Genomic DNA, 24,403 nt, shown 5'->3' with positions numbered 1-24,403 from the left:
GAGGGGAATGTTCCGCCGCTCGATCTACAAGAAGCCCGAGCAGCTGCGCGGTATGCGGGAGCCGGGGCGCATCACGCGCCTCGCGCTGGACGCCGTCGCGGAGGCGGTGCGCCCCGGCGTCACCACGCTCGAGCTCGACCGCGTCGCGAACGAGGTCATCGCCGGCCACGGCGCGCACTCCAACTTCCAGCTCGTGCCGGGCTACCACCACACGATCTGCGTGTCGGTCAACGAGGAGGTCGTGCACGGCATCCCCGGCGACCGCGTGCTCGAGCCGGGCGACATCGTGTCGGTCGACTGCGGTGCGGAGACGCCCGAGGGCTGGAACGGCGACTCCGCGCGCACGTTCGTGGTGCCGGATCCGTCGCGCCCGGAGCTCGTCGCGGAGCGCGAGGAGCTCTCGCGGGTGACCGAGGGGTCCCTCTGGGCGGGCGTCGCGGCGCTCGCCTCCGCTCGGCACCTGAACGACGTGGGCACGGCGATCCAGGAGTTCATCGAGGCGAACCCGCTGTCGCACTCGGGGCGTCCCGCGGGCATCCTGCGCGACTACGTCGGGCACGGCATCGGCCGCAGGATGCACGAGCCGCCGACGCTGTTCCACTACCGCACGCCCGACCAGGGCGCCGAGGTGCGTCCCGGCCTGTGCGTGTGCGTGGAGCCGATGATGACGGCCGGAAGCGAAGAGGTCTTCGTGGAGGACGACGACTGGACGGTGTCGACGGTCGACGGATCCGCCGGCTCACACTGGGAGCATAGCGTCGCCGTGCATTCTGGTGGCGTCTGGGTGCTCACCGCCCCCGACGGCGGTGCGGCGGGCCTTGCGCCCTTCGGCGTCGAGCCCGTGCCGATCCCCTGAACCACCCCTTCAGTCGAAAGAGTATGAGCCCGCAATGATGGCAGCAGCAGGCAGGAACCGGAGCACCTTCGCGATCGTCGTGTCGGTGATCGTGATCGCGGCGGTCGTCGCGATCGGCGCGGTCGTGGTGTGGATGAACAACACGGCGCGCGAACCCGTCGCGGCCCCCGCGGCCGGCACGATCAACCAGGAGACGGGGGCGATCACCGTCGGCGACAGCGGGAAGACGCTCGACATCTACGCCGACTTCATGTGCCCCTTCTGCGGCAACTTCGAGAAGTCGTGGGGCGACGACATGGCCGAGGCCGTGGAGTCCGGCGACCTGACGCTCGCGATCTACCCGGTGGGTCTGCTCGACAGCCAGTCGCAGGGCACGGAGTACTCGACGCGCGCGGCGAACGCGCTGTACTGCGTGACGGAGGAGGACGCGGACGCCGCGTACCCGTACTACAACCGCCTGTTCGAGAAGCAGCCGCGCGAGGGCACGCCCGGCCTCGACGACGAGGAGCTCATCTCGATCGCGAAGGACGTGGGGGTCGAGTCGGACGCGTTCGAGAGCTGCGTGACCGAGCGCTCGCACGCCGACTTCGTCGCGCAGGTGTCCGACGCGCTCCCGGAGAACCCGCAGACGGGCGGCCGGGGCACCCCGTCGGTGCTCCTCGAGGGCGAGTGGCTCAACTGGCAGCTCCCCGCGGACGAGGAGCTGTTCCCGCGCCTCTGAGCCTCCTGGCGCGACTATCACGGCACGACACGCCCGGGTTGAACTACCTGGGCGTGTCGTCTACTATTGATCGTTGGTGTCTTGCGCCCGTTTATTCGTGCGCGTGAACGCCGATCACCCCATTCACCGCAGACCGGTCGGTCTGCTCGAGCGTTAGCGAGTCTATGGCTAAAGACGGTGTCATCGAGATCGAAGGCACGGTGTCCGAGGCGCTGCCCAACGCGATGTTCCGCGTTGAGCTGTCGAACGGCCACAAGGTGCTGGCCACGATCTCGGGAAAGATGCGACAGAACTACATCCGCATCATCCCCGAGGACCGCGTGGTCGTGGAGCTCAGCCCCTACGACCTCACGCGTGGGCGCATCGTCTACCGCTACCGCTGACCGGCCCGACCGAGAAGTAACGGCGGGCGGCGGATCCTCGCGGATCCGGCGCGCGCACGAAGACAGCGAGAAGGAAACCATGAAGGTTCAGCCCAGCGTCAAGCCCATCTGCGACCACTGCAAGATCATCCGCCGCCACGGCCGCGTGATGGTCATCTGCAAGTCGAACCCGCGCCACAAGCAGCGCCAGGGCTGAGGCCCCGCCTCAGCCGACGGCTCCTCGCGCTCCCGGAGCGCGGGCGAGGGTCGGGCGGACCGCGCTTCGCGGATCCACAACTCAACACACTCGGCAGCATCAGAACCCGCGTCACGCGGGGGACACCCCGGGACGGAGGCCCGGGCACCGATTCTGCTCCACACCTCCGAATCGAACACAGGAGAACCGCATGGCACGTCTTGCCGGCGTTGACATCCCGCGCGACAAGCGCGTGGTGATCGCACTCACGTACATCTACGGCATCGGCCGCACCCGCTCGAACGAGATCCTCGCCGCGACGGGCATCGACGAGAACATCCGCGTCAAGGACCTCAGCGACGACCAGCTCGTCGCGCTCCGCGACTTCATCGAGGGCACCTACAAGGTGGAGGGCGACCTGCGCCGCGAGGTGGCCGCCGACATCCGCCGCAAGGTCGAGATCGGCTCGTACGAGGGTCTCCGCCACCGCCGCGGCCTTCCCGTGCGCGGCCAGCGCACCAAGACCAACGCGCGCACCCGCAAGGGTCCGAAGCGCACGGTCGCGGGTAAGAAGAAGGCACGCTGAGGCGCGTAAGGGTTTAGGAGAACACCATGGCTGCACCGAAGACCGCAGCGCGCAAGCCGCGCCGCAAGGACAAGAAGAACGTCGCGCTGGGCCAGGCCCACATCAAGTCGACGTTCAACAACACGATCGTCTCGATCACCGACCCGTCGGGCGCTGTGCTCAGCTGGGCCTCGTCGGGCGGCGTGGGCTTCAAGGGCTCGCGCAAGTCGACGCCGTACGCCGCGGGCATGGCCGCCGAGGCCGCCGCGCGCCAGGCGCAGGAGCACGGCGTCAAGAAGGTCGACGTCTTCGTCAAGGGCCCGGGCTCGGGTCGCGAGACGGCGATCCGCTCGCTCCAGGCCGCCGGCCTCGAGGTCGGCTCGATCCAGGACGTCACGCCGCAGGCGCACAACGGCTGCCGCCCGCCGAAGCGCCGCCGCGTCTGAGCATCTCCTCGCCGAGGCGTCCGGCTTCGTCCGGGCGCCTCGGATGAGCGTCGTTCCAACGGCGGGCCCCGGCTCGCCGGAGTCACAATTCAAGACATCATTCACCAAGTGTCATATAGCGGGCACTTGATCGAAAGGAACACATAGTGCTCATCGCACAGCGTCCCACCCTGACCGAGGAGAAGATCTCCGAGTTCCGCAGCCGGTTCGTCATCGAGCCGCTCGAGCCCGGTTTCGGCTACACCATCGGCAACTCGCTGCGCCGGAGCCTGCTGTCGTCGATTCCCGGTGCCGCGGTCACGAGCATCCGCATCGACGGAGTGCTCCACGAGTTCAGCACGATCCCCGGTGTCGTCGAGGACGTCACGCAGATCATCCTCAACGTCAAGCAGCTCGTCGTCTCCTCGGAGCGCGACGAGCCGATCACCGCGTACCTCCGCAAGACGGGCGCGGGCGAGGTCACGGCGGCGGACATCTCGGCTCCCGCGGGCGTCGAGGTGCACAACCCCGAGCTCGTGATCGCCACGCTGAACGACGAGGCGAAGTTCGAGCTCGAGCTCACGATCGAGCGCGGCCGCGGCTACGTCTCGGCCGGCCAGAACCGCAACGAGTACGCCGAGGCGGGCCAGATCCCCGTCGACTCGGTCTACTCGCCGGTCGTCAAGGTCGCGTACCGCGTCGACGCCACGCGCGCCGGCGAGCGCACCGACTTCGACAAGCTGGTGCTCGACGTCGAGACGAAGCCCTCGATCGCGCCGCGCGACGCGGTGGCCTCGGCCGGCCGCACCCTCGTCGAGCTGTTCGGCCTCGCTCGCGAGCTGAACGAGGAGGCCGAGGGCATCGAGATCGGCCCCGCGCCCGTCGCCGAGGTGCTCTCGAACGAGCTCTCGATGCCCGTCGAGGACCTCGACCTGTCGGTTCGCTCGTACAACTGCCTCAAGCGCGAGGGAATCAACACGGTCAGCGAGCTCGTCGCCCTCTCGGAGACGCAGCTCATGAACATCCGCAATTTCGGACAGAAGTCGGTGGACGAGGTGCGCGACAAGCTCACCTCTCTCGGCCTGTCGCTGAAGGACTCGGTGCCCGGCTTCGACGGCGCCAACTTCTACGCCGGGTACGACGACGAGACCCTCTGATCCGCTGACTTTCTGATACTGGAGTAAGAAGAATGCCCAAGCCTGCTAAGGGAGCGCGCCTCGGAGGCGGCGCTGCCCACGAGCGTCTGATGCTCGCGAACCTCGCGTCGTCGCTCTTCCTCAACAAGTCGATCAAGACGACCGAGACCCGCGCGAAGCGCCTGCGTCCCGTGGCCGAGCGCCTCGTGACGTTCGGCAAGCGCGGCGACCTCGCCGCTCGCCGTCGCGCGCTGTCGGTCCTCGGCAACAAGGACGCCGTGCACGAGCTGTTCGCGGAGATCGCACCGCTCGTGGCCGACCGCCAGGGCGGCTACACGCGCATCACGAAGATCGGCCCCCGCAAGGGCGACAACGCGCCGATGGCCGTGATCGAGCTCGTTCTCGAGCCCGTCGCGCCGAAGGCGCAGGCGGCCGCGCCGGCCGACGCGCCCGCGACGGAGGAGCCCGCCGAGGCCGAGGTCGTCGAGGAGACGCCCGAGGCCCCCGCGACCGAGTCGAACGACGACTCGGCGGAGCCGCTCGAGGACGGTTCGGCGCCCGAGGGCTTCGACGTCAAGGGCAAGAAGCAGACGAGCAAGTTCTACGCGCCCGGCGACAGCGGCTACGCGCAGGTGAAGGCCGACGTGTACTTCCGCACGGTCGAGGCCGCGGAGGCCGCGGGCTTCAGCAAGTAATCATCGCGCTCGCATCCGAGAGCCCCCGGGGATCGCTCCCCGGGGGCTCTCGGGCGTCCCGGGGAAGCCGCGCGGCGCGCCCGGTGGCGTGGATTTCTCTCCCAGGAACCCGCGCAGTAGTATTGATTCCCGCGCCTCTGGTCGTCTGAGAAAGTCGGGTAGGTGCGCACCTGGCGAGTTGCCCGAGCGGCCAAAGGGAGCTGACTGTAAATCAGCCGCGGAATGCTTCGGGGGTTCGAATCCCTCACTCGCCACCGCATGACAGAAGGCCCCGATCCGCGAGGATCGGGGCCTTCCGCGTTCCCGGATCGCGGTCCGCCGCGCCGTGCGCGTCGGCTCGGCCACGGTCTCCTGCGGATGCCTCCGCAGGGATGCGGGGGATGGGATGATGGGCATCCGACATCACCAAGGGGGTAATCGGATGTCCGCACCGAACCAGCCGCTTCCGCAGCGCGAGGCCGATGAGGGATCGTCGATCCCGCCGCTCCTCAAGGGCGCCATGTGGGTCGCGATCGGCGCGCTGATCGCCGCCGCGATCCTCTGCGTCGTGTGGGTGCTCCTCTCGCCCGAGGGCAACGTGATCCCGCGCGCCTTCCTGACGATCCTGCTCCTCGCGGGGTTCGCGGGCACGGCGCTCCTCGACGCTCAGCTCGCGCCGCGCCGCGCGCCCTGGCTCGTCCTCGCGAGCATGGCGTCGTGGGTGATCGCCCTGCTCGCGGGCCTCACGCTCATCTGGACGACCTGGCCGGAATGGACCGCGTTCCTCAAGGTCTGGAACTTCGTGCTCATCGTGGGGCTGCTGCAGCTCGCGCTGCTGCACCAGCGTCTGATCTGGTGGGCGCACCGCCGCTACGTGACGGCCTTCACGCGCACGCTCGTGCTCGTCACGACGGTGCTTGTGCTGGCGCTCGTCGTCCTGGCGATCCTGCCCCTCGCCCTCCCGTACGCGATCGACTTCTCGGACCTCTACGGACGGATCATGGTGTCCGTCGCGATCCTCGCGGCGGTCGGCACCGCGCTCGTGCCGCTCGTGAACGCGCTCTTCGGCCCCCGCCGCCCGCAGGCGGCTCCCGCACCCGGGGCTCCGGCGCCTGGCGGCCCGCAGCCGGCGCCCGCGCAGGCGGAGCTGCGCCCCTGGCCGACCTTCGCCGATCGCGTCACGCCGCTGCCGATGCTGCCGAACGGGCAGCCCGACTTCGCCGCCGCGCAGACGGGCGTGCCCTCGCCGGGAGCTCGCGTGTTCGGCGCACCCCGTCCTCCGCAGGGCGCCCCGCAGCCGCCCGCTCCGCAGCAGTCGTTCCCGGCTCCGCAGGCCGCGCCCGCCCCGCAGTCGTTCCCGCACCCGCAGGCGTCGGCGCCGCAGGCCCCGTTCCCCGCGGCGGATGCCCCGGCGCAGGGCTTCCCCGCGCCGCAGGACGCTCCGGCTCCGCAGGGCGCACCGGCACCCGCTCCGCCGGAGGAGCCGGTGTCCGCTCCCACGGTCGGCGCGACCGATCCCGGCTTCGCGCCGTCTCCCGCCCCGCATCAGGGCTCCCCGGAGCCCGCGCCGCAGGAGCCGCACGGCGGCGAGGAGCCCGCGGCGGCTCCGTCCGTGCAGGACGCGCCTCGCGAGGAGGCCGAGGGAGCGACGCCCCCGGCTCCGCCCTTCTCTCCGCTCCCGCCGACGCCCCCGCGTCCCGAGAGCTGAATCCCGTCCCGAAGCGCCCGCGCCCGTCGCGGGCGCTTCGGCGTTCGCGGGGAGGGGTGGGGCGTGCCCTCGCCAGCTGTCGACGCAGCGTGCGGGGCCGGCGGGTGGTGCGCGACTCGGCGGAGGACTGGTCGGGGTGCGGTCCGCGGATCGCGGGATGTCCGCTGTTCGCGTCTCGCGGTCGGGGCGGTGGGGGCACGAGTCGGGGTGTCGCCCGTGGTCGACGCGGCGGGCGGGATCCCGCGGATGATGCGGGATCCCGCGAACGGGCGATCGCGGTTCTGGCCGAGGAGCGCGGGATCCCCGCTGGTCGCGCCCGGCTGGTCGAGACGGCAGGTCGTCTCGGGCGCCGCGGAGGGACGGGAGCGGCGATGCCTCCCTCCGTCCGTGCCGGGTTCCCCGCCGGTCGGGGAGACGCGAGCATCAACCGCGTCCGATGCTGCGAGAGGATGTCCTCGTGAGCTACGACGCGAGCGAGACCGTCCTCGAGCACCCGGGGCGGCGAGTGCGGATCGAGACGAACGCGCAGTTCGACGCGCTGGTCGGGGCCTTCGAGGAGGCCGTCCCCGCGCTCCCGGACGAGGAGGCGCTGACCGAGCTGCGCGGCGACGACTGGGCGGGGTTCGTGCGCGGCCTGGAGTGGACGGCGCCGTACGGCTTCGTGCGCGTGAGCGCCACACGCCCCGACGAGCTCATGCGGCGTGCGGGGAGCGACGCGCGCAGCGTGGTCTGGTCGGTCGTCCACCACGGCATCGCCGCACGGCTCTTCCGGCATGATCCGGCGACGGCGCTCGCCTCGCCGCTGCGCATCGAGGCGCACACCTCGCGCCGGCCGGGGACGACGCTCGGCTTCGAGGTGCCGAGCGCCCTGCTCGGCGGCTTCGGGCTCAACAAGATCACCCAGGCGGGCGTCGAGCTCGACCGCGCCCTCGGCGATCTCCTGGAAGGGCTCGGCCTCCCGCGCCCCTCCGCGCTGCGGCGCTGAAGCGGGCGAACGCCCGAGGAACTCGCTCGTCTCACGTCTCGCGGGACATGCTCCTGATGAAGCGGATGCGCGGTGCGCGGACCGGGGAATCACCGTCGGACTCCGCTCGATCGCCGCGCTGACGGCGCGCTCTCTCTGCGGAACCGAGACGCGGTTCGGCGAGCAGGCGCGGACGTCCCGCTACGGTGGACGGCATGAGCCTTGAGACCGACCTGCGCGACCTGGCCCGTGACATCGCCGAGGAGGCGGGCGAGCTCGCCCATCGTCGGCGCCGCGAGGGCGTGAGCATCGCGGCGAGCAAGTCGACGCTCGCCGACATCGTCACCGACGCCGATCGCGAGGTCGAGCAGCTCATCCGGCGACGGCTGACCGCCGAGCGCCCCGACGACGGGTTCCTCGGCGAGGAGTCGGGTGACGCGGAGGGGGCGTCCGGGATCACGTGGGTCGTGGATCCGATCGACGGCACCGTCAACTACGCCTACGGCATGCCGACGTGGGCGGTGAGCATCGCGGCCGTGACCGACGGACGGGATCCGCGCAGCTGGCGCGCGCTCGCGGGCGCCGTGCGCGTGCCGGTGCTGCGCGAGACGTTCGCCGCGGCCCGCGGCGAGGGCGCGACGGTGACGGGGGAGGACGGATCCGCGCCGCTCGCGGTGACGACCGAGTTCCCGGCCGGGGCGCTCATCGCGACGGGGTACGGCTACGACCCCGCGACGCACGCGGGCGACGCGGCGACCGCTCAGCGGGTCATGCCGCTCGCGCGCGACCAGCGTCGCATCGGCGCGGCCGCGGTCGACCTCAGCTACGTGGCGGCGGGTCGGCTCGACGCGTACTTCGAGCGCGGGTTGCAGCCGTGGGACATCGCGGCCGGCGCGCTGATCGTCGAGGAGGCGGGCGGCGTGCTGCGCTGGCTGGCCCCCGACGCGTTCGGGCGCCACATGTCGATCGTGGGCGAGGCGGGGCTCGTCGACCGGATCGCGGAGCGCGTCGAGGCGGGCTGAGCCCCGGGCGGCGGGGCCGGCGGCGGAAGTCGTCGGCGCCCGATCGGTCCGGCTCGGCGCATCCTCCCGCCTCGTCATCGGGTCCGAGGCGAGGCCGTCGTCGTCCGGCGCCGCTCTCCGTGCCGAACGCGTGCGGAAGGGACGGTCGTTCACCGCGGGTTCACACGAGGGGTGCGCCTGTTCACGGGGAGCCCACGGCGCCGCCATGCGCGGCTCCTAGCGTGGCGCGCATGTTCGCACACCGCAGAAGAGGATCCGAGTCGTCCGCCCCCTCCGGGCATCGCGCGGCCGCGCGGCCGCCGCCGCGACGGGCGTCGCCGCGCTGCTCGCCGTGGGCCTTCCTGCTCACGCCGCCGAGGCGCCTCCCGAGGCGATGACGCAGGAGCGCATCGACGCGGCGAACGACGCCTACAACGGCGCCGGCGCGGTGCTGGAGTGCGTGACGATGTCCGACACGGAGCTCTCCGGTCGCGCCGAGGGCGACAGGACCGCGGAGGAGGTCGCGTACGACGGGCACGCGCCGTTCTTCGAGCGGATCCGCGCGTGGGCCGAGACCAAGGACTTCACGGTCGAGGCGCTCGTCGACAACGGCGACGTCGTCGGCGCGAACGAGCCGGAGTACGAGGAGCACCTCGCAGGAGAGGACACGGACGCGGCGGGCTGGTATCGCGCCTTCGAGCGGGTGACGCGCGAGAGCTTCCCCGACGCGCAGGTGCTGCTCACGCAGGGAAACCACGACATCGCCGACCTGATGGGCGCGACGCTCGACGAGGCGCGCGCCGATGCCGGCGCCGACGTGCCGTGGTTCTACCCGCGCGAGGAGGACGACTGCGTCGGCAACTTCCACACGACGATCAGCGGCATCGACTTCATCGGCCTCGACTACAACGGCGCCGAGACGTTCGGCTACGCCGGCCAGCGCACGGGGTACCAGGACTTCCTCCGCGAGACGCTGTCGGAGATCGCCGCGCGCCCGGACTACGACCCGGCGAAGCCGATCTTCGTGGACATCCACAGCGGCTACGAGGGCACCTCGCTCGGCGGGCCGTTCCACGCCGACTACGACCTCGCCGGCCCGGACCTCCCGCAGATCCTCGGCGACTTCCCGCAGGTCGTGCTCGGATCCGCGCACACGCACTTCTCGTCCGCGCCGGAGACGAGCATCTACCAGAAGGACTTCACGGTCTACGAGAACGCGTCGATGAACTACGTCTACCAGGACGTGGCGGGCGACTTCCTCGGCGGCGGCTACATGGAGGGCAACCAGGGCGACCCCGAGGCGGGCACCCCGTGGATGCGGAGCGCCAACTTCGTGACGGTGCTCGACTCGGGCGAGACGGTGATCCGCCGCTACGACGTGACCCGCGACCGGCGGATCGGGATGCCCTGGGTGGTCGACACGACGAACGGCACCGACGGATTCACGTACCGCGACGAGGACCGCAGCACCGTCGCGCCGTGGTGGGAGCGCGCTGCGATCACGGCGTCGGAGCGCGAGGAGACCGCGCTCGTGCTCGGCTTCGACCACGCGAAGGACGACGAGCTCGTCAGCCACTACCGGGTCGAGATCGCGGACGAGGCGGGCGAGTCCGTGTCGTTCACAGCGAACCAGGTGCCGAACTTCGGCGGGAACGAGCCGCGGGAGGTCGAGGGATCCTTCCGGGCGCTCTCGCGCTACGACATGAGCCCCGACGACATGGGCTTCGCGATCGGGGGCTTGGAGCCGGACGCGACCTACCGCGTGACGGTGACGGCGTTCGACGACTTCGAGAACGCCTCGGAGCCCCTGGAGGGCGTGGTGCGCACCGCCGGCGACGAGACGCCCGGCGAGGACGAGTCGGGTGACGAGAGCGGTGCGGATGCCGGCGAGAGCGGCGACGACGGGTCCGGTGACGCGGCGGAGGGCGACGCCGCGGCGGAGGGCGGCGCGGACGAGTCGGACGCGGGCGCCGAGGACGGCGCGGAGTCGGGTGACGACGGGTCGGAGGGCGACGGGTCGGAAGGCGACGCCGGCGCCGACGAGTCCGGTGCCGGCGAGAGCGCCGCCGACGAGGCGGGTGCCGACGACGCTGCCGACGCGACTGCTGATGAGGGATCCGACGCGGCCGAGTCCGGCGCCGATGAGGACGGGGCCGGGGCGGAGGACGCCGACGCGTCGGTCTCCGACGCCGCCGAGGGATCCGTTGAGGTGGGTTCCGAAGACGGCGCGACGGGATCCGCGGATGGCGCCGCCGAGCAGAACGAAGGCGCCGCGGATGACGGATCCCTCGCCCCGACGGGCGGTTCCACCGGGCTGACCGTCGCGGCGGCTGTCGGAACGGCCCTCCTGGGGGCGGGAGCGATCCTCGCGCTGACCCGTCGCCGGGCGGTTCACGCCGGGCGCTGAGCGACGCGGACCCGGGGCGGCGGCGCGGCGCTCGCAGCCGCCCCGGGTCTGCACGGTTCCCGCACAGGCTCCGCCCCCGGGCTTCGGATGGCGCTCGGAGGATTCTGCCGCTATCGTGGTTACCTGTTCGTTACTTCTGTCCCCCGGACGTGACGGATCACCCCCATCTCCGCTCCATTCGGAGCAGCAACGGAAGTGCGCCCGAACGTGACCTCTGACTCCCCGCTGGCCGACGCCGCGCCTACGCGACGCTCGCGCCGAGCGGCACGACAGGGTGCCGCGCCGTCGACGTCCGAGATCCGCGAGACCCCGTCCGCGGCACCTGCCGCCACCGCCGGATCCCGTCGCACGCGCCGCGCGTCGAGCCCGCTCCCGCCCGTGCCGCAGCCCGAGACCGCTCCCGCGTCGCTGTTCGCGGACCGCGCCGAGGAGAGCACCGGCGACGCGTTCGCCGCCGCCGCGGAGGCGCTGCAGTTCACCGGAGAGATGCCTCCGGCCGCGGCGACCGCCGCCGAGCGGGAGCCCGTGCGTCGCCGCGAGGCCCGCTCGAAGCGCCTCACCACACCCTTCCGCCGCTTCGCCGCGGCGACCGCGTCGGCCGCCGCCGTCGTGACCGCTGGGCTCATCGCGCTCGGCACGACGATGCCCTTCGCGACGAGCACGCTCGCGGCGGCCGAGGTGTCGGTCGTCGAGACCGACCGGGTCGCCGAGGCCGCGCAGAGCCTCGAGACGTCGGACGCCGCCGAGGGCGAGCTGCAGGCGTTCGTCTCGGGCAGCGGGGCGCACAACGAGGAGCTCGTGGCGGTCCAGGGCTACGAGGCGTCGACCTTCCAGGCGCTCGCCGAGGCCGACGGCATCAGCACCTCCGGCGCGTTCTTCGACAACGATCCGCGTGCAGACATCCAGTGGCCGTTCGCGGTCGGCACGAGCATGAGCTCGGGCTTCGGTCCGCGCTGGGGTCGCATGCACGAGGGCGTCGACTTCACGCCGGGCGACGGCGCGCCGATCCAGGCCGTCGCCGACGGCGTGGTCCGCGTCGCGACGGAGGCCGGCGGCGCGTACGGCGTCAACGTCTACCTCGATCACGTCATCGACGGCCAGGTCGTGACGACGCACTACGCGCACATGCAGTACGGATCCCTGCGGGTGACGAACGGGCAGACCGTCGAGGTCGGCGACGTGCTGGGGCTCACGGGCAACACGGGCCGCTCGTACGGCGCGCACCTGCACTTCGAGGTCATCATCGGCGGCACGGCGATCGATCCTCTGCCGTGGCTCGAGGAGCACGCGAACACCCGCTACTCCGACGAGGAGCGCGCGGCGGTCGCGGAGCAGGCGCAGCAGATGCTCGGAGCCGACCTCTCGGACGAGGGCTGACGCGCAACGCCCGGCCTGCGCGTGATTCGAGGATCGCGCTCGGGTTTGATATTCTTTTCTGGTTGTCGTCGGAAGACGATCACGCCCCGATAGCTCAGTGGCAGAGCACTTCCATGGTAAGGAAGGGGTCGTCAGTTCAATCCTGACTCGGGGCTCGCAGCATCGAAGGATGCCGTGCGGCAGGGTAGCTCAGTTGGTGAGAGCGCACGACTCATAATCGTGAGGTCGCGGGTTCAAGCCCCGCTCCTGCTACAGAACGACAGATCAGCCCCGGCCTCGGCCGGGGCTCTTCTCGTCTCCGGGGGTTCTCGCCTGAAGGGGGCTGTGCGGCCGCGCGGGCTTTCCGGCTGGCCCTGTCCCGCGCGTCAGCTCAGCGCGCGTTCGGCGACGAACAGGGACCTTCTCTTCGCGCCGAGGCGGAAGGCGTTGATCGCGCAGAACACGAACGGTCCCCACCACACGGCGACGCGGTCGCCCGGGCCCGCGGACGCGAACATCCCGATGGTGCTGAGCAGGATCAGCACCGGGATCACGATGTTGAGGAGGAGCCAGCCGGTGTTGCGGTCCTTCGCGGCCCGGATCCGGTCGCGTTCGAGGTCCAGCTGAGGGCCGCGTTCGGGGGCGCGGTTCGAGGTCGGGTCGCCGCTGCTCGGTGCGGTGGAGTTCGCGGCTCGGGGGTGTGCGGATGATGGGTGGGGGCTGGGCCCCGTCGCGGCGTGCGTCGGCTGGCCCCCGCTGCTCCCCGCGGCCCAGGCGGCGAGATCCTGTCGGATGGAATCGCGGCGTCGTTCGTAGGCGACGGCGTTCGCGGTGGCGCCGAGCGCCTGGCTCGCGGTCTGCATGCGTTCCAGCAGCACGGCGCCCTGCGCGAGGATCTTCCGGGCGATCTCGTCATCCGTATGGATGGGGCTCGCGAGGCGTGAGCGATCGGCATTCACGGTCTCGAGCTGGCCGTTGCGGTCGCGGACAAGGGATGTCTCGAGGCCCCACGCCGTTGGGATGACGAAGAGGAAAAGTCGATCGAGCGAGACCTGAGTGAGTCTCCAGCAGAGCGAGAGGGGTGCCTCGGTGCCATCGAAGACGGCGATGTCCTCGCGCTCGCTCGGGGCGATCTGCTGCATGCGGCGGGCGACCCGCTGCAATCTCGCCTGTTCGAAGCTCACCGCCTGATCGTAGCGTGGAGAACACCGCAGATATGCGATGAGGATCGCCCTCAAGACGCCTCGCCGGGATCCCGCCGGGCCGCGGCGAACGCTCGGCGGCGCCGCTCGGCTTCCTCCTCGGAGGGGAGGGAGTCGGCTTGCGTCGATGCCCAGACGAGTTCGGAGAAGCGCAGCCGTCCGTCGACGATGTCGCGGGCGGTGTCGAGCGTCACCCCGAGCGCGACGGCGATGCGGTGGGCATCTGCACCTGTGGCCACCCTGTTGCGCACGGCGTCGTCCACCGCCCGCACGAGTCGCATCGCTTCCTCGGTCGCACGGACCGACTCCCGGGCGAGGCGCGCGAGATCGTCGGTCGGATCAGCGGTCATCCGTGACCGGCGCCTTCCGCCGTGCGCGGATCCGCACCGCCAGCCAGGCGCCGAGGGCGATCGCCACGACGAGAACGGCGACGAGCCAGTCCGGCACCCCGGCCGTCGCCTCGCGCGCCCAGCTCTCCACGGCGATCTGCTCCGACGCGCCGAGCACGCCGCCGAGCGACGCCGTGCCGTTCGTGATGAGGAGGAACGCCCCGAGCGCGAGCGTGAGGGATCCGCCGACGATGCCCGTCCACGTGTTGCGCCAGCGGCCGATCCGCACCTCCCGCGGGCGCACGAGTCGCCTCACGAACGGCAGCCGGCCCCACAGCAGGGCGAGGATCAGCAGGGGCAGTGCCATGCCGGCGGCGAAGAACAGCAGGATCACGCCGCCGTAGAGGGCACTGCCGCTCACCGCCGCGACCGTCAGCACCGCGCCCAGCAGGGGGCCGGCGCACACGCCAGCGAGCCCGTAGACGGTGCCGAGCGCGTAGACCGACGCCGGGGAGATCCCCTCGGCGGCCCCGCGCGAGCGCAGGAAGGGCAGCGGCACGTTCAGCAGCATGAGCAGCCCCAGGATCATCACGACAACCGCCGCGACGGCGACGAACGCGAAGCGATGGCGGTTCACGAACGCGCCGAGCGTGCCGGCCAGGACGCCGAGCGGGACGAGCGTCGTGATGAGGCCGAGGTAGAAGACGCCCGTGCGGGAGAGGAGCGTGGCGGGGCGCGCGAACGCGTAGGAGAAGAAGGCCGGCAGCAGCATCGCCGAGCAGGGGCTCAGCAGCGTGAGCACCCCGCCGACGAGGGCGCCGAGCAGGCCGATCTCCACGCGCTACTCCGCCTTCTCGAGCGCCTCGTCGAGGTACTGCCGGAACACCTCGACGGGCTGCGCGCCCGAGAGGGCCTGGTCGCCGAGCACGAAGAACGGGACCGAGCTCACGCCGAGCTGCTGGGCCGTCGCGGTGCTGCGCTGGGCCGCCTGACGCAGCTCGTCGTCGTCGAGATCCGCCTCGAACCGCGCGATGTCGGGGACGCCCGCCTCCTCGGCGAAGGCGACGAGGTCGTCGCGCTCGAGGTCCGGGTGCCCGCTCGACGGGGCGGCCTCGTAGACCGCGTCGAGGTACGCGAAGAACCGGCCCTGCTCGCCCGCGGCGCGCGCGGCGACCGACGCGTCCTCCGACTGCTCCCCGAAGAACGCCACGTCGTGCACCTCGATGCGCACGAGCCCCTCGTCGACGTACTCCTCGACCAGCTCCGGCATCGTGTCGCGTCCGAACGCGGCGCAGAAGGGGCATCGCAGGTCGGTCCACTCGGTGAGCACGATCGGGGCGTCGACGTCGCCGATGGCGAGGGGATCCTCCGGGTCGCGCCGCACGACCTGGGAGTCGGCGTATCCGGCGGCTCCCTCCTCCGCGGAGGGCGTCTCCTCGCCCGCGGCGGGCGGAGCGGGGTCGTCTCCGCCGCTCATCGCGAGCTGACCTGCGACCACCACGACGAGGAAGGCGCAGGCCGCTCCGAGCACGACGGTGAGCCGTCGGAAGAGGCGGTAGCGGGATTCGAGCGCGTCGCGGGTCATGTCGGCTGGCTGCACCCGCCTAGGATACAAGCTGAATGCAAACCGGGATCCGCGGGGCCCGGCTGCTCACCCGCGTGCGGAGAGCGCCTCCTCGACGCCCGCGAGGAACACCTCGGCGGGCTGGGCTCCGGCGATCATCTCGCCGTCCAGGAAGAAGGTCGGCGTGAGCTGCACGTCGTGGGCGAAGCCGAGCAGCACGTTCTCGCCCACCTGGGCCGCCGTGGTCTCGGCCGCGAAGTCCTCGGCGAACCGGTCGACGTCGAGCCCGATCTCCTCGGCGAGGGCGGTGAGCGCCTCCTCGGTGAGCGCGCTCTCCGATCGCGGCTCGCCGCCCGCGAAGAGCGCATCGTGGTATGCCGCGAACGCGTCCTGCCTCCCGGCGGCGGCAGCGGCGCGTGCGGCGCGGTCGGAGACGGGGCCGGAGAAGTTCACGTCGCGCCACTCGATGCGCAGATCCCCGGCGTCGACGAGGGGCTCGAGCTCGGGGAGGACCTCCTCGGACCAGGTCGCGCAGAACGGGCACTGGTAGTCCGAGAACACCACGAGGCCCACCGGGGCGTCGACCTCTCCCCACGCGAGCGGATCGGCGGGATCGCGCCGCTCGACCTCCGGGTGCGACGGCGCGGGCTCCACGCTCTCGGAAGGCGCGGGCGCGGCCTGCTCCCCGCGGTCGGGGCCCGCCCACAGCGCGACGCCGACGAGGGTCGCGCCGACGGCGACGATGCCGGCGGGCACGAGCCACCCGGGTCGGCCCCGGCGCGCCTGCGACGATCCCATGCGGGCACCGTACCCTGCCGCATCGAGAGGCCGCGATGTCTCCTCGTGCTCTGCGGGGGTCACGCCTGCTCGGGTGCCGCCTCGCGCCCGCCGGAGGAGGGCGGGCGTCGGAGCGTCATCGCCGCGAGCGGCACGAGCAGCGCCATTGAGACGAGCGACAGCGTCGCGAAGCTCGTGGCCGCGAGAAGCGGACCCGCGGCGAGCGCCGCCGTCGCCCCGCAGAGGTTCGCCATCGCGTCCACGCCGCCCTGCGAGGAGGCGCGCGCGGCGGGCGGGACGCTCGCGCTGAAGAGCGCCGAGCCGGCGACGTTCGCGAACGACCAGCCCACGCCGAGCAGGATCAGCGAGGCGACGATCGCGCCCATGTCGTCCGGCAGGGCGGCCCCGATCGCGAGCGAGGCCAGGAGCACCGCGATCCCGATGCCGATCGTCGGCCGCGCGCCGAGGCGGTCGGCGAGGAGGCCGACGAGCGGCGAGAGCGCGTACATGCCGACGATGTGGAGGCTGATCGTCACGCCGACGACCGTCACCGAACCGCCCTCGTGGGCGATGTGCACGGGCGTCATCGTCATGACCGCGACCATCACGATCTGGGCGGTCAGGATCGCGACGACCGCGTAGCGAGCGCCGGGGCTGTGCCGCAGCTCGACGAGGATCAGGCGGATGCGTCCGCCGCGAGGAGCCTCCGCCGGGGCGGCGTCGAGGGCATCCGCCTCGTGGGCGACGAACGAGAGGGGATCCGGGCGCAGCCAGGCGAACGCGACGACGCCCGCGAGCGCGAGGCAGACGGCCGCGACGAGGAACGCGCTCGCGAACACGGTCAGCCCCGTCGCGCGGCTGATCGCTTCGCCGGGCACCCCGAGGTTCGGGCCGACGACGGAGCCGAGCGTGCCGACCCACACGACGAGAGCGAGCGCGCGGCCGCGATGCGCGGGCTCCGCGAGGTCGGTCGCGGCGAACCTCGCCTGCAGGCTGACCGCCGACCCCGCGCCGATGAGCAGCAGGCCGACGAAGAGCGGCGCGACGAGGCTCAGCTGCGCGGCGAGCACGAGCAGGGCGCCGCCGGAGGCCGCCGTCCACCACCCCGTCGAGAGGGCCGCACGTCGCCCGCGGCGGGCGGCCAGCGTGCCGAGCGGGAGGCCGAAGAGAGCCGCGCCGAGGGTGCTCGCCGTGCGGGCGAGGCCCGCCCACGCCTCGTCGCCGGCGACCTCGCCCGCGAGCAGCACGCCGATCGACGGGGCCACGCCGACTCCGACCGTGCCGATGACCTGCATGGCGACGAGCACGACGAGTGTGCGCCGCTGCACGGCGGCGGGGGAGGGGGAGACGGGCACAGGATCCTCCGGGATCGATCTGGTGTTCATCTTGCATCCTAGAGGGATGCGAGGAGGTCTCGCCCTCTGCGTCTGCCCGCCGCGTCGCGCGCTCCCGCCGCCGGCCGCGTCTCGATTCGGGCGGTTATGGGCGCCGTATTCCCGCAGAAGGCGGGACGCGGTGGCGGGGTGGGGCTGACCGTGTCTCGATTTGGGCGGGTATGAAGGCCGTATTCCCGCTGGATGTGAGACATGGCGGGGCCGGGGGTGGCCGTGTCTCGAGGTGAGCGAGTATGGGTGCCGCATTCCCGCAGGGCGTGAGACATGGCGGACGGGTGCGGGCGTCGCGGGCCCGGAAGATCGCGGATCCCCGCGGTCGGGAGGGCGTCAGCCGCGCGAGGTGACGCCCTCGACCGAGAACGCGGCGACCGGCGTCGCGCCCGTCTCCGAGATGTGGTCGCGCAGGGCCTCCGCGAAGCCGGCCGCGTCTCCCGCCCGCAGATGCCGCACGAGCGCCTCGTGCTCGGCGATGATCTCCTCGCACCGGGACAGCAGGCGCTCGCCGGAGGCGAAGAGCACGAAGGAGTGCCGGTCCGAGAGGCGATCGTAGAGCTCGAGCAGCACGCCGTTGCCGCCCGCCTCGACGAAGGTGCGGTGGAAGGCCAGCATCAGCGCGACGAACCGTCGCACGTCCTCGGCGGCGCACGCCTCGCGCTGATCGGCGATCGCCGCGTCGAGGCGATCCGCGAGCCGCGCGCGCTGCGTCTCCGAGGCGCGCTTGACGCCGGTCGTCTCGAGCACGAGGCGGGCGTCGGCGAGCTCGGCGACCGAGCGCTCGGTGAGGCCCTGCACGAGGGCGCCTCGCTTGGGGTAGATCGTGATCCACCCCTCGTCCTGCAGGCGGGCGAGGGCCGTGCGCACGGGGGTGCGGCTGACGCCGAGGTCTCCCGCGAGCGTCGCCTCGCCGAGCATGGTGCCGGGCGGGAAGGATCCCTCCACGATGCGATCGCGCACGGCGCGGTACGCGCGTTCGGATGCGCTGAGCGAGGAGGGCTCGGTCATGGCGCGCCTTTCGGGCGGGAAGTGCAAGAGGGATGCAACCTGCACGTCGATCCTAGATCGCGCCCTGCGCGGCCGGGCGGGCCTCTCCTCTGGGCGTGATCGCGGGGTCGCGGCCGGAGACCGCGGGCGCGGGTTCTTCTTCGCCGGCGGCGCGGCGAGGGGCGGATCCCGTGTGAGCGGCTAACATCAAGACCATGGGTCGATGGGAGAGCACGCACGAGGCGCTGCGCTGGGCCGCGCTGGAGCTGTTCTCCGAGCGCGGCTACGACAAGACGGGCACGGCGCAGATCGCGGCGCGCGCGGGGGTCAGCGAGATGACGCTCTTCCGTCACTACCCGTCGAAGGACTCGCTGCTGCTCGCCGACCCGTTCGATCCCGACATGGCCGACGCGGTCCGCGTGCGGCCGGAGGACGAGACGCCCCTCGCCGCCCTCGCGGAGGGGATCCGCGACACCTGGCGCACGCTCGCGCCCGAGGAGGCGGCGGTGCTGCGCGGGATCCTGCGCATCGCGGCGTCGACGCCCACCCTGCGCGGCGGGCTCGAGCGCTCCAGCGCCGAGTCGGAGGGCGACCTCGAAGACGCCCTCGCCTCCCGGGGAGCCGACTCCGCGGACGCCCGCGTGCTCGCGGCTGCCATGATCGCGGGCCTCAGCCGCGCGCTCATGGACTGGGCGGTGGCCGACGATCCGCAGCCCGCCGCGCTCGACGCGCGCGTGCACCGCGCGCTCGACCTCTTCGCCGCGTAGGGCGCGTCGCGCCGGGGCGCATTCGGCCGCGACCAGGCGTGTCTCACGTCGGGCGGGTATGGAGCGCGGATTCCCGCCGGACGTGAGACACAGTTCGGGTGTGCGCGTCAGTGTGTCTCACCTCGGGATGGTTTGGGGCGTGGATTCTCGCCCAAGGTGAGACATGCCTCGCCAAAGCATGCCCCGTCGCCGGTGCACGACGACGCCAGATTTCGCAGCGGAGCCCCGGGTCACGGCGTGTCGCGCCTCTCTCGGAAAAAATGGCGTCGTCGTGCACGAGGTCAGGCTCACCCTGCCACGGGCCCGGGCGTGCGACCATCGGCGGGTGGCCGATTCTGCGACGAGGCCGGACCTCGACACCCTCGCGCTGCTGCGTCGTGCGCGCGACCGCATGGATCGCGAGTACGCGCAGCCGCTCGACGTGGCCTCCCTCGCCCGCGGAGCGCACATGTCGACGGGGCACTTCAGCAGGCAGTTCCGCCGCGTCTACGGAGAGTCGCCCTACCCAGCACCTCATGACGCGGCGCATCGAGCGCGCCATGGCGCTGCTGCGCCGCGGAGACCTCACTATCACGGAGGTCTGCTTCGCCGTCGGATGCCGATCGCTCGGCACGTTCAGCACGCGCTTCGCGGAGCTCGTCGGGGTGCCTCCCCGCGTCTACCGCGAGCGGGGCGCGGAGGTCCGCCCCGGCATGCTCCCGTGCATCGCGAAGCAGGTCACGCGACCGGTCAGGAATCGAGAAGCGCGAGACGCCGCCGGTTCGTAGCGTGGACCCATGAGCATCAGCATCCACTCCAGCTTCCTGCCCCAGACGGATCCGGAGGCGTCGCTCGCCTTCTACCGCGACGTCCTCGGCTTCGAGGTGCGCCTCGACGTCGGCTACGAGGGCCTGCGCTGGATCACCGTCGGCCCCGTCGACCAGCCGGACACGGCGATCGTGCTGCACCCCGCAGGCCTCGGCGACGGGCTCTCCGCGGAGGAGAGCGCGACGCTCACCGGGCTCGTCGCCAAGGGTGGGTACTTCGGCGTCAACCTCGCCACCGACGATCTCGACGCGACGTTCGCGCAGCTCGAGGCGCGCGGCGCCGACATCGTGCAGGAGCCCGTCGACCAGGACTACGGCGTGCGCGACGCGGCCGTGCGCGATCCCGCGGGCAACCTGATCCGCATCCAGCAGCTGCCGACGGAGGGCTGACATGAGCGAGACGAAGAGCGGCTTCAGCGCCGAGGAGCGCGCCGCGATGGCGCAGCGCGCAGACGAGCTGCGCGCCACGAGGGGCGTCAAGGGCGCCGCGAAGAGGGCCAAGGAGCTCGAGGCGTGCCTCGCGGCGATCGAGGCGCTGGAGGGCGCAGACCGCGCCATCGCCGAGCGCCTGCACGTGATCGTCTCGGAGGAGGCGCCCGACCTCGATGCGAAGACCTGGTACGGCTTCCCCACCTATCACCGCGACGGCGAGAACATCGTGTTCTACCAGCCGGCGTCGAAGTTCGGCACGCGCTACGGCACGGTCAGCTTCGACGAGCATGCCGCCCTCGACGACGGCCCGATGTGGCCGGTGTCGTACGCCGTCGCCGAGGTGACGGACGCCGTCGAGAGCCGCCTGCGCGACCTCGTGCGCCGCGCGATCGCATAGCCGGCGTCCCGCGAGGAGCCGACCGCGTCCCACGAACCGCGGGAAAGCGGCTCCGATTCCCGCGGAACGCGAGACGCGGGTGGGGCGCGCCGCGCGGCGTGTCTCGCGAACGGCGGGAAAGTGGATCCGGTTCCCGCAGAAGGCGAGACACGCTCCGGCCCGCCCCTGTCCGGGGCTCCCCACGCGCCGGCCTCCCGGGAGACGTCGGCGCCGCCGCGGAGGGGGCTCCCCGCGCGCCGCGAGATGCGAGAGGATCGATCCCGCGGGGCTCGCGTCGCGGCGACCCCGGCCGCGCGCCGTCGGGATATCCCCCGGATGATCCGGCGGTCGTCCCCGCTGCGCCCCGTCCCGCCGCTCCCTAGCGTGGAAGCATGACATCGACAGCTCTGCCGGCATCCGGCATCACGGTCGCGGATCCGCCCCCGGCGGCGATCCGCTCGACCAGCACGCCGCTGCGGCTGCTCGCCGCGGTCGGCCACCTCGCCTTCATGAGCCTCTGGGGCGCGGCCGTCCTCACGGTCGCCGGTCTCCTCCTCGGCTTCGGCGTCGCGGGCCTCGTGTTCGCGGGCGTCGGCGTGATCCTCCTCCTCATCCTCCTCTACGTGCTCTACGGCGTCGCCTTCCTCGAGACGGCGCGCGTCGAGGGGCTGTACGGCTTCGGCCTGCCGATGCTGCGGCCGCGCCGTTCGCCGAAGCCCGGATTCGTCGGCTTCCTGCACACCCTCTGGCTGCAGCTCTCCGACGGCGGCATGTGGCGCGCGATCGCCCAGGTCATCATCGCGACGGTGCTCGGCTGGATCGCCGTGGCCCTCGTGATGGCCGTCGTCTTCGGCGTCGTCACCGCCTTCGCGCCGCTGTACGCGTCGGACGACCTCATGCGGATGATCGGCATCCCGATCGACCTCGGGTGGGCGCCGCTGGCCGGATCCGCCATGGCGCTGCTCGCGCTCGCCGCGGTCGTCGGCGTCGCCGCCCTGCACGGCGTGCTCGCCCGCGTGCTCGTCGCCCCCATCCGCGAGGCGCAGCTCGCCGCCCGCGCCCGAGACGCCGCCTCGCAGCGGCAGGGCGCGATCCGCGCGAGCGAGGTGGAGCGCACGCGCATCGAGCGCGACCTGCACGATGGCGTCCAGCCCCGGCTCGTGTCGGTCGGCATGACCCTGGGCCTCGCGCAGCAGAAGATCGACACCGACCCCGAGAAGGCGAAGGAGCTCGTCGCCGAGGCGCACACCTCGACGAAGGCCGCCATCACCGAGCTGCGTCAGCTCGCGCGGGGGATCCACGCCTCGGTCCTCGACGACCGCGGGCTCGACGCCGCCCTCAGCGCGGTCGCGAGCCGCTCGCACATCCCCGTCCTCCTCGACGTGCGGATGACGGGCCGGGTCGACCGCGACGCCGAGGCCGCCCTCTACTTCGCCATCGCCGAGAGCCTCACGAACGCCGCGAAGCACTCCCGCGCCGCCGCCGTTCGGGTGACGGTGCGCGAGCGGCCGGAGGCCGGGATCCTCTGGGCGCGCGTCGAAGACGACGGACTGGGCGGAGCCCGCGTCGTGCCCGGCGGCGGTCTCGACGGGATCCAGAACCGCATCCTCGCCCTCGGCGGCACCGCCCGCCTGGACAGCCCCGCGGGCGGTCCCACGTCCCTGGAGGTGACCGTGCCATGCGCATCCTGATCGTCGAAGACTCCGTGCTGCTGCGGGAGGGTCTCGTGCGCCTCCTCGAAGACGCCGACCACGAGATCGTGGCGGCCCTGCCCGACGCGACCCGCGTGCTCGAGGAGACCGAGCGCACCGCCCCCGATCTCGCGATCGTCGACGTGCGGCTCCCTCCGTCGTTCACGGACGAGGGGATCCGCGCCGCGCTCGCGCTGCGCCAGCAGGATCCGGCGCTCGCCGTGCTCGTGTTCTCGCAGTACGTCGAGGAGCGCTACGCGGCCGAGCTCATCGCCCAGCCGGGCGGGGCCGTCGGCTACCTGCTGAAGGATCGCGTGACCGACGTCGCCGAGTTCCTCGAGTCGCTCGCCCGCATCAGCGAGGGTGCGACGGTGCTCGACCCGGAGGTCGTCGCCCAGCTGCTCACCCGCCGTTCCCGCGACGAGCGGATGCAGCGCCTCACCGAGCGGGAGCGCACGGTGCTCTCGCTCATCGCCGAGGGCAGGAGCAACGCCGCCATCTCGCGCCTGCTGTTCGTCAGCGAGGGCGCGGTCGAGAAGCACATCACGTCGATCTTCTCGAAGCTCGATCTCGAGCAGGATCAGCACGGCAACCGCCGCGTGCTGGCCGCGCTCGCCCACCTCGACGCCACAGCCGCACCGGGCCCCGTCGGGCCCGCGAACCCGCAGACGGGAACGAACCGATGACCGACACCCAGCCCACGACGCCTCTGCCGGGCGGCCAGACCCCGACCCTTCCGACGCCGCCCGCACCGCCGGTCGGCGGATCCGTCCCGCCCGCGGGCGGGGGATCCGTTCCTCCCGCGGGCGACGGCTCCGAGCCCTCCGGCCCCAGCGAGACCGCGCGCATCGGCTCGAAGGCGCTCTCGATCACGATCGGGGTGCTCGGCGGCATCGCGCTCGTCGTCTCGGGGACGGGCGTCGCGTTCAGCACCGTGCACGTGGCGGTCGGCCCGGGCGAGGGCAGCGTGCAGACCCTCGACGGGGTGCGCGACGCATCCTCCCTCAGCGTCGACATGGCGCGCGGCGACCTGCGCGTCTCGTACGAGAACGTCGACGCGCCGACCCTCACCACCACGGAAGGCAGCGCCGAGTGGCGGCTCGACCAGGACGGCGACGAGATCGTCGTCGAGACGCCCTTCGAACCGTGGGGCGGCGTGCGCTGGTGGAACCTCGGCGGGCTGTGGGACGACGCGGGCGCCGTGCTCGCGCTGCCCCGCTCGATGGCGGGGCTCGACATCGACATCGACCTCGGCACGGGGCAGCTCACGCTCGACGGCGAGTTCGGCGACGTCGACGCGTCGCTCGGAGCCGGCGTGCTCGACATGACGGGTGAAGCCGAGGCGCTCGCCCTCGACGTGTCGGCGGGCTACGCCGAGCTCGACCTCGAAGGCGTGCGCACCGCGTCCTTCACCATGGGGGCGGGGCAGGTCGACGCGGAGATCCGCGGTGACGCGCCCGACGAGGTGACGATCGACCTGTCGGCCGGATACCTCGACCTCGTCCTCCCGGACGACGAGTACGCGCTCGTGCAGGACGTCTCGGCGGGCGGGATGGAGAACGCGCTCCGCCAGGACGCGCGCTCGCCGCACCTCGTCGACGTGACGATCGCCGCCGGATACGTGGATCTCTCCTCGCGCTGACGCCCTCGGTCCGACCGCCGCGCCCGCCTCGCTCCGAGGCGGGCGCGGCGGCGTTTGCGGCGGCGGCCTCG

General features: G+C 72.3%; 26 protein-coding genes, 3 tRNA genes and 1 pseudogene. 23 read left to right on the top strand and 7 right to left on the bottom strand.

Annotation, left to right across the window (positions count from 1 at the left end; translation table 11 throughout):
- Positions 1–7: 7 nt before the first annotated feature.
- The 16 genes from map to NHL53_RS10875 all read left to right on the top strand — a co-directional run bounded on the left by map (position 8) and on the right by NHL53_RS10875 (position 12,644).
- Complete coding sequence (gene map / locus NHL53_RS10950; protein ID WP_433776901.1) at positions 8–856, top strand: type I methionyl aminopeptidase; 849 nt, start codon at positions 8–10, stop codon at positions 854–856.
- A 34-nt stretch (positions 857–890) separates the two neighbouring features.
- Entirely contained in the window at positions 891–1,577 is a 687-nt protein-coding gene (locus tag NHL53_RS10945; RefSeq protein WP_433776900.1) for a DsbA family protein, read from the top strand.
- A 164-nt stretch (positions 1,578–1,741) separates the two neighbouring features.
- Positions 1,742–1,960 (top strand): translation initiation factor IF-1, encoded by a 219-nt coding sequence (infA, locus tag NHL53_RS10940; RefSeq protein WP_165134758.1) that lies wholly within the window; start codon positions 1,742–1,744, stop codon positions 1,958–1,960.
- Positions 1,961–2,039: 79 nt separating this feature from the next.
- Positions 2,040–2,156 carry a 50S ribosomal protein L36 gene (rpmJ, locus tag NHL53_RS10935; RefSeq protein WP_433776899.1) on the top strand — a complete coding sequence of 39 codons (117 nt, stop codon included), beginning with the start codon at positions 2,040–2,042 and terminating at the stop codon, positions 2,154–2,156.
- A gap of 190 nt (positions 2,157–2,346) precedes the next feature.
- The gene (gene rpsM / locus NHL53_RS10930) at positions 2,347–2,721 is read left to right on the top strand and encodes a 30S ribosomal protein S13 (protein ID WP_433776898.1); all 375 of its coding nucleotides are present in this window, start codon (positions 2,347–2,349) and stop codon (positions 2,719–2,721) included.
- 26 nt (positions 2,722–2,747) lie between these two features.
- The gene (gene rpsK / locus NHL53_RS10925; RefSeq protein ID WP_433776897.1) at positions 2,748–3,146 is read left to right on the top strand and encodes a 30S ribosomal protein S11; all 399 of its coding nucleotides are present in this window, start codon (positions 2,748–2,750) and stop codon (positions 3,144–3,146) included.
- A gap of 146 nt (positions 3,147–3,292) precedes the next feature.
- Positions 3,293–4,282, top strand: a complete 990-nt coding sequence (locus NHL53_RS10920) for a DNA-directed RNA polymerase subunit alpha (RefSeq protein ID WP_433776896.1) — start codon at positions 3,293–3,295, stop codon at positions 4,280–4,282.
- A 32-nt stretch (positions 4,283–4,314) separates the two neighbouring features.
- Positions 4,315–4,956, top strand: a complete 642-nt coding sequence (gene rplQ, locus NHL53_RS10915) for a 50S ribosomal protein L17, sunset domain variant (protein ID WP_433776895.1) — start codon at positions 4,315–4,317, stop codon at positions 4,954–4,956.
- 172 nt (positions 4,957–5,128) lie between these two features.
- Positions 5,129–5,210: transfer RNA gene (locus NHL53_RS10910), tRNA-Tyr, on the top strand.
- Between the two features lie 167 nt (positions 5,211–5,377).
- Entirely contained in the window at positions 5,378–6,643 is a 1,266-nt protein-coding gene (locus NHL53_RS10905; protein WP_433776894.1) for a hypothetical protein, read from the top strand.
- Between the two features lie 457 nt (positions 6,644–7,100).
- Positions 7,101–7,628: a hypothetical protein gene (locus NHL53_RS10900; protein WP_433776893.1), complete on the top strand. Its 528-nt coding sequence runs from the start codon at positions 7,101–7,103 to the stop codon at positions 7,626–7,628.
- Between the two features lie 194 nt (positions 7,629–7,822).
- A complete protein-coding gene (locus NHL53_RS10895; RefSeq protein WP_433776892.1) occupies positions 7,823–8,629 on the top strand; it encodes an inositol monophosphatase family protein in 807 nt (268 codons plus the stop codon).
- A 331-nt stretch (positions 8,630–8,960) separates the two neighbouring features.
- Positions 8,961–11,015, top strand: a complete 2,055-nt coding sequence (locus tag NHL53_RS10890) for a hypothetical protein (protein WP_433776891.1) — start codon at positions 8,961–8,963, stop codon at positions 11,013–11,015.
- Positions 11,016–11,393: 378 nt separating this feature from the next.
- Positions 11,394–12,392: a M23 family metallopeptidase gene (locus NHL53_RS10885; RefSeq protein ID WP_433776890.1), complete on the top strand. Its 999-nt coding sequence runs from the start codon at positions 11,394–11,396 to the stop codon at positions 12,390–12,392.
- 83 nt (positions 12,393–12,475) lie between these two features.
- Positions 12,476–12,547, top strand: a tRNA-Thr gene (locus NHL53_RS10880).
- A 23-nt stretch (positions 12,548–12,570) separates the two neighbouring features.
- Positions 12,571–12,644 (top strand) — tRNA-Met (locus NHL53_RS10875).
- A gap of 113 nt (positions 12,645–12,757) precedes the next feature.
- On the opposite strand, the gene NHL53_RS10870 is transcribed toward NHL53_RS10875, so the two are convergent.
- The 7 genes from NHL53_RS10870 to NHL53_RS10840 all read right to left on the bottom strand — a co-directional run bounded on the left by NHL53_RS10870 (position 12,758) and on the right by NHL53_RS10840 (position 18,639).
- Positions 12,758–13,555, bottom strand: a complete 798-nt coding sequence (locus NHL53_RS10870; RefSeq protein WP_433776889.1) for a hypothetical protein — start codon at positions 13,553–13,555, stop codon at positions 12,758–12,760.
- 50 nt (positions 13,556–13,605) lie between these two features.
- Positions 13,606–13,923 (bottom strand): hypothetical protein, encoded by a 318-nt coding sequence (locus NHL53_RS10865; protein ID WP_433776888.1) that lies wholly within the window; start codon positions 13,921–13,923, stop codon positions 13,606–13,608.
- Positions 13,913–14,740: a cytochrome c biogenesis CcdA family protein gene (locus tag NHL53_RS10860; protein ID WP_433776887.1), complete on the bottom strand. Its 828-nt coding sequence runs from the start codon at positions 14,738–14,740 to the stop codon at positions 13,913–13,915. The genes NHL53_RS10865 and NHL53_RS10860 overlap by 11 nt, the downstream gene beginning before the upstream one ends.
- A gap of 3 nt (positions 14,741–14,743) precedes the next feature.
- The gene (locus tag NHL53_RS10855) at positions 14,744–15,502 is read right to left on the bottom strand and encodes a DsbA family protein (RefSeq protein ID WP_433776886.1); all 759 of its coding nucleotides are present in this window, start codon (positions 15,500–15,502) and stop codon (positions 14,744–14,746) included.
- Positions 15,503–15,553: 51 nt separating this feature from the next.
- On the bottom strand, positions 15,554–16,264 hold the full coding sequence (locus NHL53_RS10850; RefSeq protein WP_433776885.1) for a DsbA family protein: 711 nt from the start codon (positions 16,262–16,264) through the stop codon (positions 15,554–15,556).
- Between the two features lie 59 nt (positions 16,265–16,323).
- The gene (locus NHL53_RS10845; protein ID WP_433776884.1) at positions 16,324–17,628 is read right to left on the bottom strand and encodes an MFS transporter; all 1,305 of its coding nucleotides are present in this window, start codon (positions 17,626–17,628) and stop codon (positions 16,324–16,326) included.
- A gap of 336 nt (positions 17,629–17,964) precedes the next feature.
- On the bottom strand, positions 17,965–18,639 hold the full coding sequence (locus tag NHL53_RS10840; RefSeq protein ID WP_433776883.1) for a GntR family transcriptional regulator: 675 nt from the start codon (positions 18,637–18,639) through the stop codon (positions 17,965–17,967).
- A 194-nt stretch (positions 18,640–18,833) separates the two neighbouring features.
- On the opposite strand from NHL53_RS10840, the gene NHL53_RS10835 reads away from it, so the two are divergent.
- The 7 genes and pseudogenes from NHL53_RS10835 (at position 18,834) to NHL53_RS10805 (ending at position 24,332) form a co-directional block, all read left to right on the top strand.
- Entirely contained in the window at positions 18,834–19,385 is a 552-nt protein-coding gene (locus NHL53_RS10835) for a TetR/AcrR family transcriptional regulator (RefSeq protein ID WP_433776882.1), read from the top strand.
- A gap of 325 nt (positions 19,386–19,710) precedes the next feature.
- A pseudogene (locus tag NHL53_RS10830) lies at positions 19,711–20,152 on the top strand (helix-turn-helix transcriptional regulator).
- Between the two features lie 9 nt (positions 20,153–20,161).
- Positions 20,162–20,581, top strand: coding sequence for a VOC family protein (locus tag NHL53_RS10825; protein WP_433776881.1), 420 nt, complete (start codon positions 20,162–20,164; stop codon positions 20,579–20,581).
- A 1-nt stretch (position 20,582) separates the two neighbouring features.
- Entirely contained in the window at positions 20,583–21,020 is a 438-nt protein-coding gene (locus NHL53_RS10820) for an iron chaperone (RefSeq protein ID WP_433776880.1), read from the top strand.
- A 371-nt stretch (positions 21,021–21,391) separates the two neighbouring features.
- Positions 21,392–22,690, top strand: coding sequence for a sensor histidine kinase (locus NHL53_RS10815; RefSeq protein ID WP_433776879.1), 1,299 nt, complete (start codon positions 21,392–21,394; stop codon positions 22,688–22,690).
- Positions 22,678–23,376, top strand: a complete 699-nt coding sequence (locus tag NHL53_RS10810; RefSeq protein ID WP_433776878.1) for a response regulator — start codon at positions 22,678–22,680, stop codon at positions 23,374–23,376. Before NHL53_RS10815 ends, NHL53_RS10810 begins: the two co-directional genes overlap by 13 nt.
- On the top strand, positions 23,373–24,332 hold the full coding sequence (locus NHL53_RS10805; RefSeq protein WP_433776877.1) for a hypothetical protein: 960 nt from the start codon (positions 23,373–23,375) through the stop codon (positions 24,330–24,332). Before NHL53_RS10810 ends, NHL53_RS10805 begins: the two co-directional genes overlap by 4 nt.
- Positions 24,333–24,403 lie beyond the last annotated feature (71 nt).

Origin of the sequence: Microbacterium sp. gxy059 (assembly GCF_050958665.1) — a bacterium.
In the GTDB taxonomy this organism is placed as follows: domain Bacteria; phylum Actinomycetota; class Actinomycetes; order Actinomycetales; family Microbacteriaceae; genus Microbacterium.
This window is presented reverse-complemented; position numbering and strand designations above follow the sequence as displayed.

What these genes read in the sequence shown, in the direction of transcription:
- map (WP_433776901.1), top strand. Translation starts at nt 8, where the DNA reads ATGTTCCGCCGCTCGATCTACAAGAAGCCCGAGCAGCTGCGCGGTATG.
- NHL53_RS10945 (WP_433776900.1), top strand. Translation starts at nt 891, where the DNA reads ATGATGGCAGCAGCAGGCAGGAACCGGAGCACCTTCGCGATCGTCGTG.
- infA (WP_165134758.1), top strand. Translation starts at nt 1,742, where the DNA reads ATGGCTAAAGACGGTGTCATCGAGATCGAAGGCACGGTGTCCGAGGCG.
- rpmJ (WP_433776899.1), top strand. Translation starts at nt 2,040, where the DNA reads ATGAAGGTTCAGCCCAGCGTCAAGCCCATCTGCGACCACTGCAAGATC.
- rpsM (WP_433776898.1), top strand. Translation starts at nt 2,347, where the DNA reads ATGGCACGTCTTGCCGGCGTTGACATCCCGCGCGACAAGCGCGTGGTG.
- rpsK (WP_433776897.1), top strand. Translation starts at nt 2,748, where the DNA reads ATGGCTGCACCGAAGACCGCAGCGCGCAAGCCGCGCCGCAAGGACAAG.
- rplQ (WP_433776895.1), top strand. Translation starts at nt 4,315, where the DNA reads ATGCCCAAGCCTGCTAAGGGAGCGCGCCTCGGAGGCGGCGCTGCCCAC.
- NHL53_RS10905 (WP_433776894.1), top strand. Translation starts at nt 5,378, where the DNA reads ATGTCCGCACCGAACCAGCCGCTTCCGCAGCGCGAGGCCGATGAGGGA.
- NHL53_RS10895 (WP_433776892.1), top strand. Translation starts at nt 7,823, where the DNA reads ATGAGCCTTGAGACCGACCTGCGCGACCTGGCCCGTGACATCGCCGAG.
- NHL53_RS10865 (WP_433776888.1), bottom strand. Translation starts at nt 13,923, where the DNA reads ATGACCGCTGATCCGACCGACGATCTCGCGCGCCTCGCCCGGGAGTCG.
- NHL53_RS10850 (WP_433776885.1), bottom strand. Translation starts at nt 16,264, where the DNA reads ATGGGATCGTCGCAGGCGCGCCGGGGCCGACCCGGGTGGCTCGTGCCC.
- NHL53_RS10845 (WP_433776884.1), bottom strand. Translation starts at nt 17,628, where the DNA reads ATGAACACCAGATCGATCCCGGAGGATCCTGTGCCCGTCTCCCCCTCC.
- NHL53_RS10840 (WP_433776883.1), bottom strand. Translation starts at nt 18,639, where the DNA reads ATGACCGAGCCCTCCTCGCTCAGCGCATCCGAACGCGCGTACCGCGCC.
- NHL53_RS10835 (WP_433776882.1), top strand. Translation starts at nt 18,834, where the DNA reads ATGGGTCGATGGGAGAGCACGCACGAGGCGCTGCGCTGGGCCGCGCTG.
- NHL53_RS10825 (WP_433776881.1), top strand. Translation starts at nt 20,162, where the DNA reads ATGAGCATCAGCATCCACTCCAGCTTCCTGCCCCAGACGGATCCGGAG.
- NHL53_RS10820 (WP_433776880.1), top strand. Translation starts at nt 20,583, where the DNA reads ATGAGCGAGACGAAGAGCGGCTTCAGCGCCGAGGAGCGCGCCGCGATG.
- NHL53_RS10815 (WP_433776879.1), top strand. Translation starts at nt 21,392, where the DNA reads ATGACATCGACAGCTCTGCCGGCATCCGGCATCACGGTCGCGGATCCG.
- NHL53_RS10810 (WP_433776878.1), top strand. Translation starts at nt 22,678, where the DNA reads ATGCGCATCCTGATCGTCGAAGACTCCGTGCTGCTGCGGGAGGGTCTC.
- NHL53_RS10805 (WP_433776877.1), top strand. Translation starts at nt 23,373, where the DNA reads ATGACCGACACCCAGCCCACGACGCCTCTGCCGGGCGGCCAGACCCCG.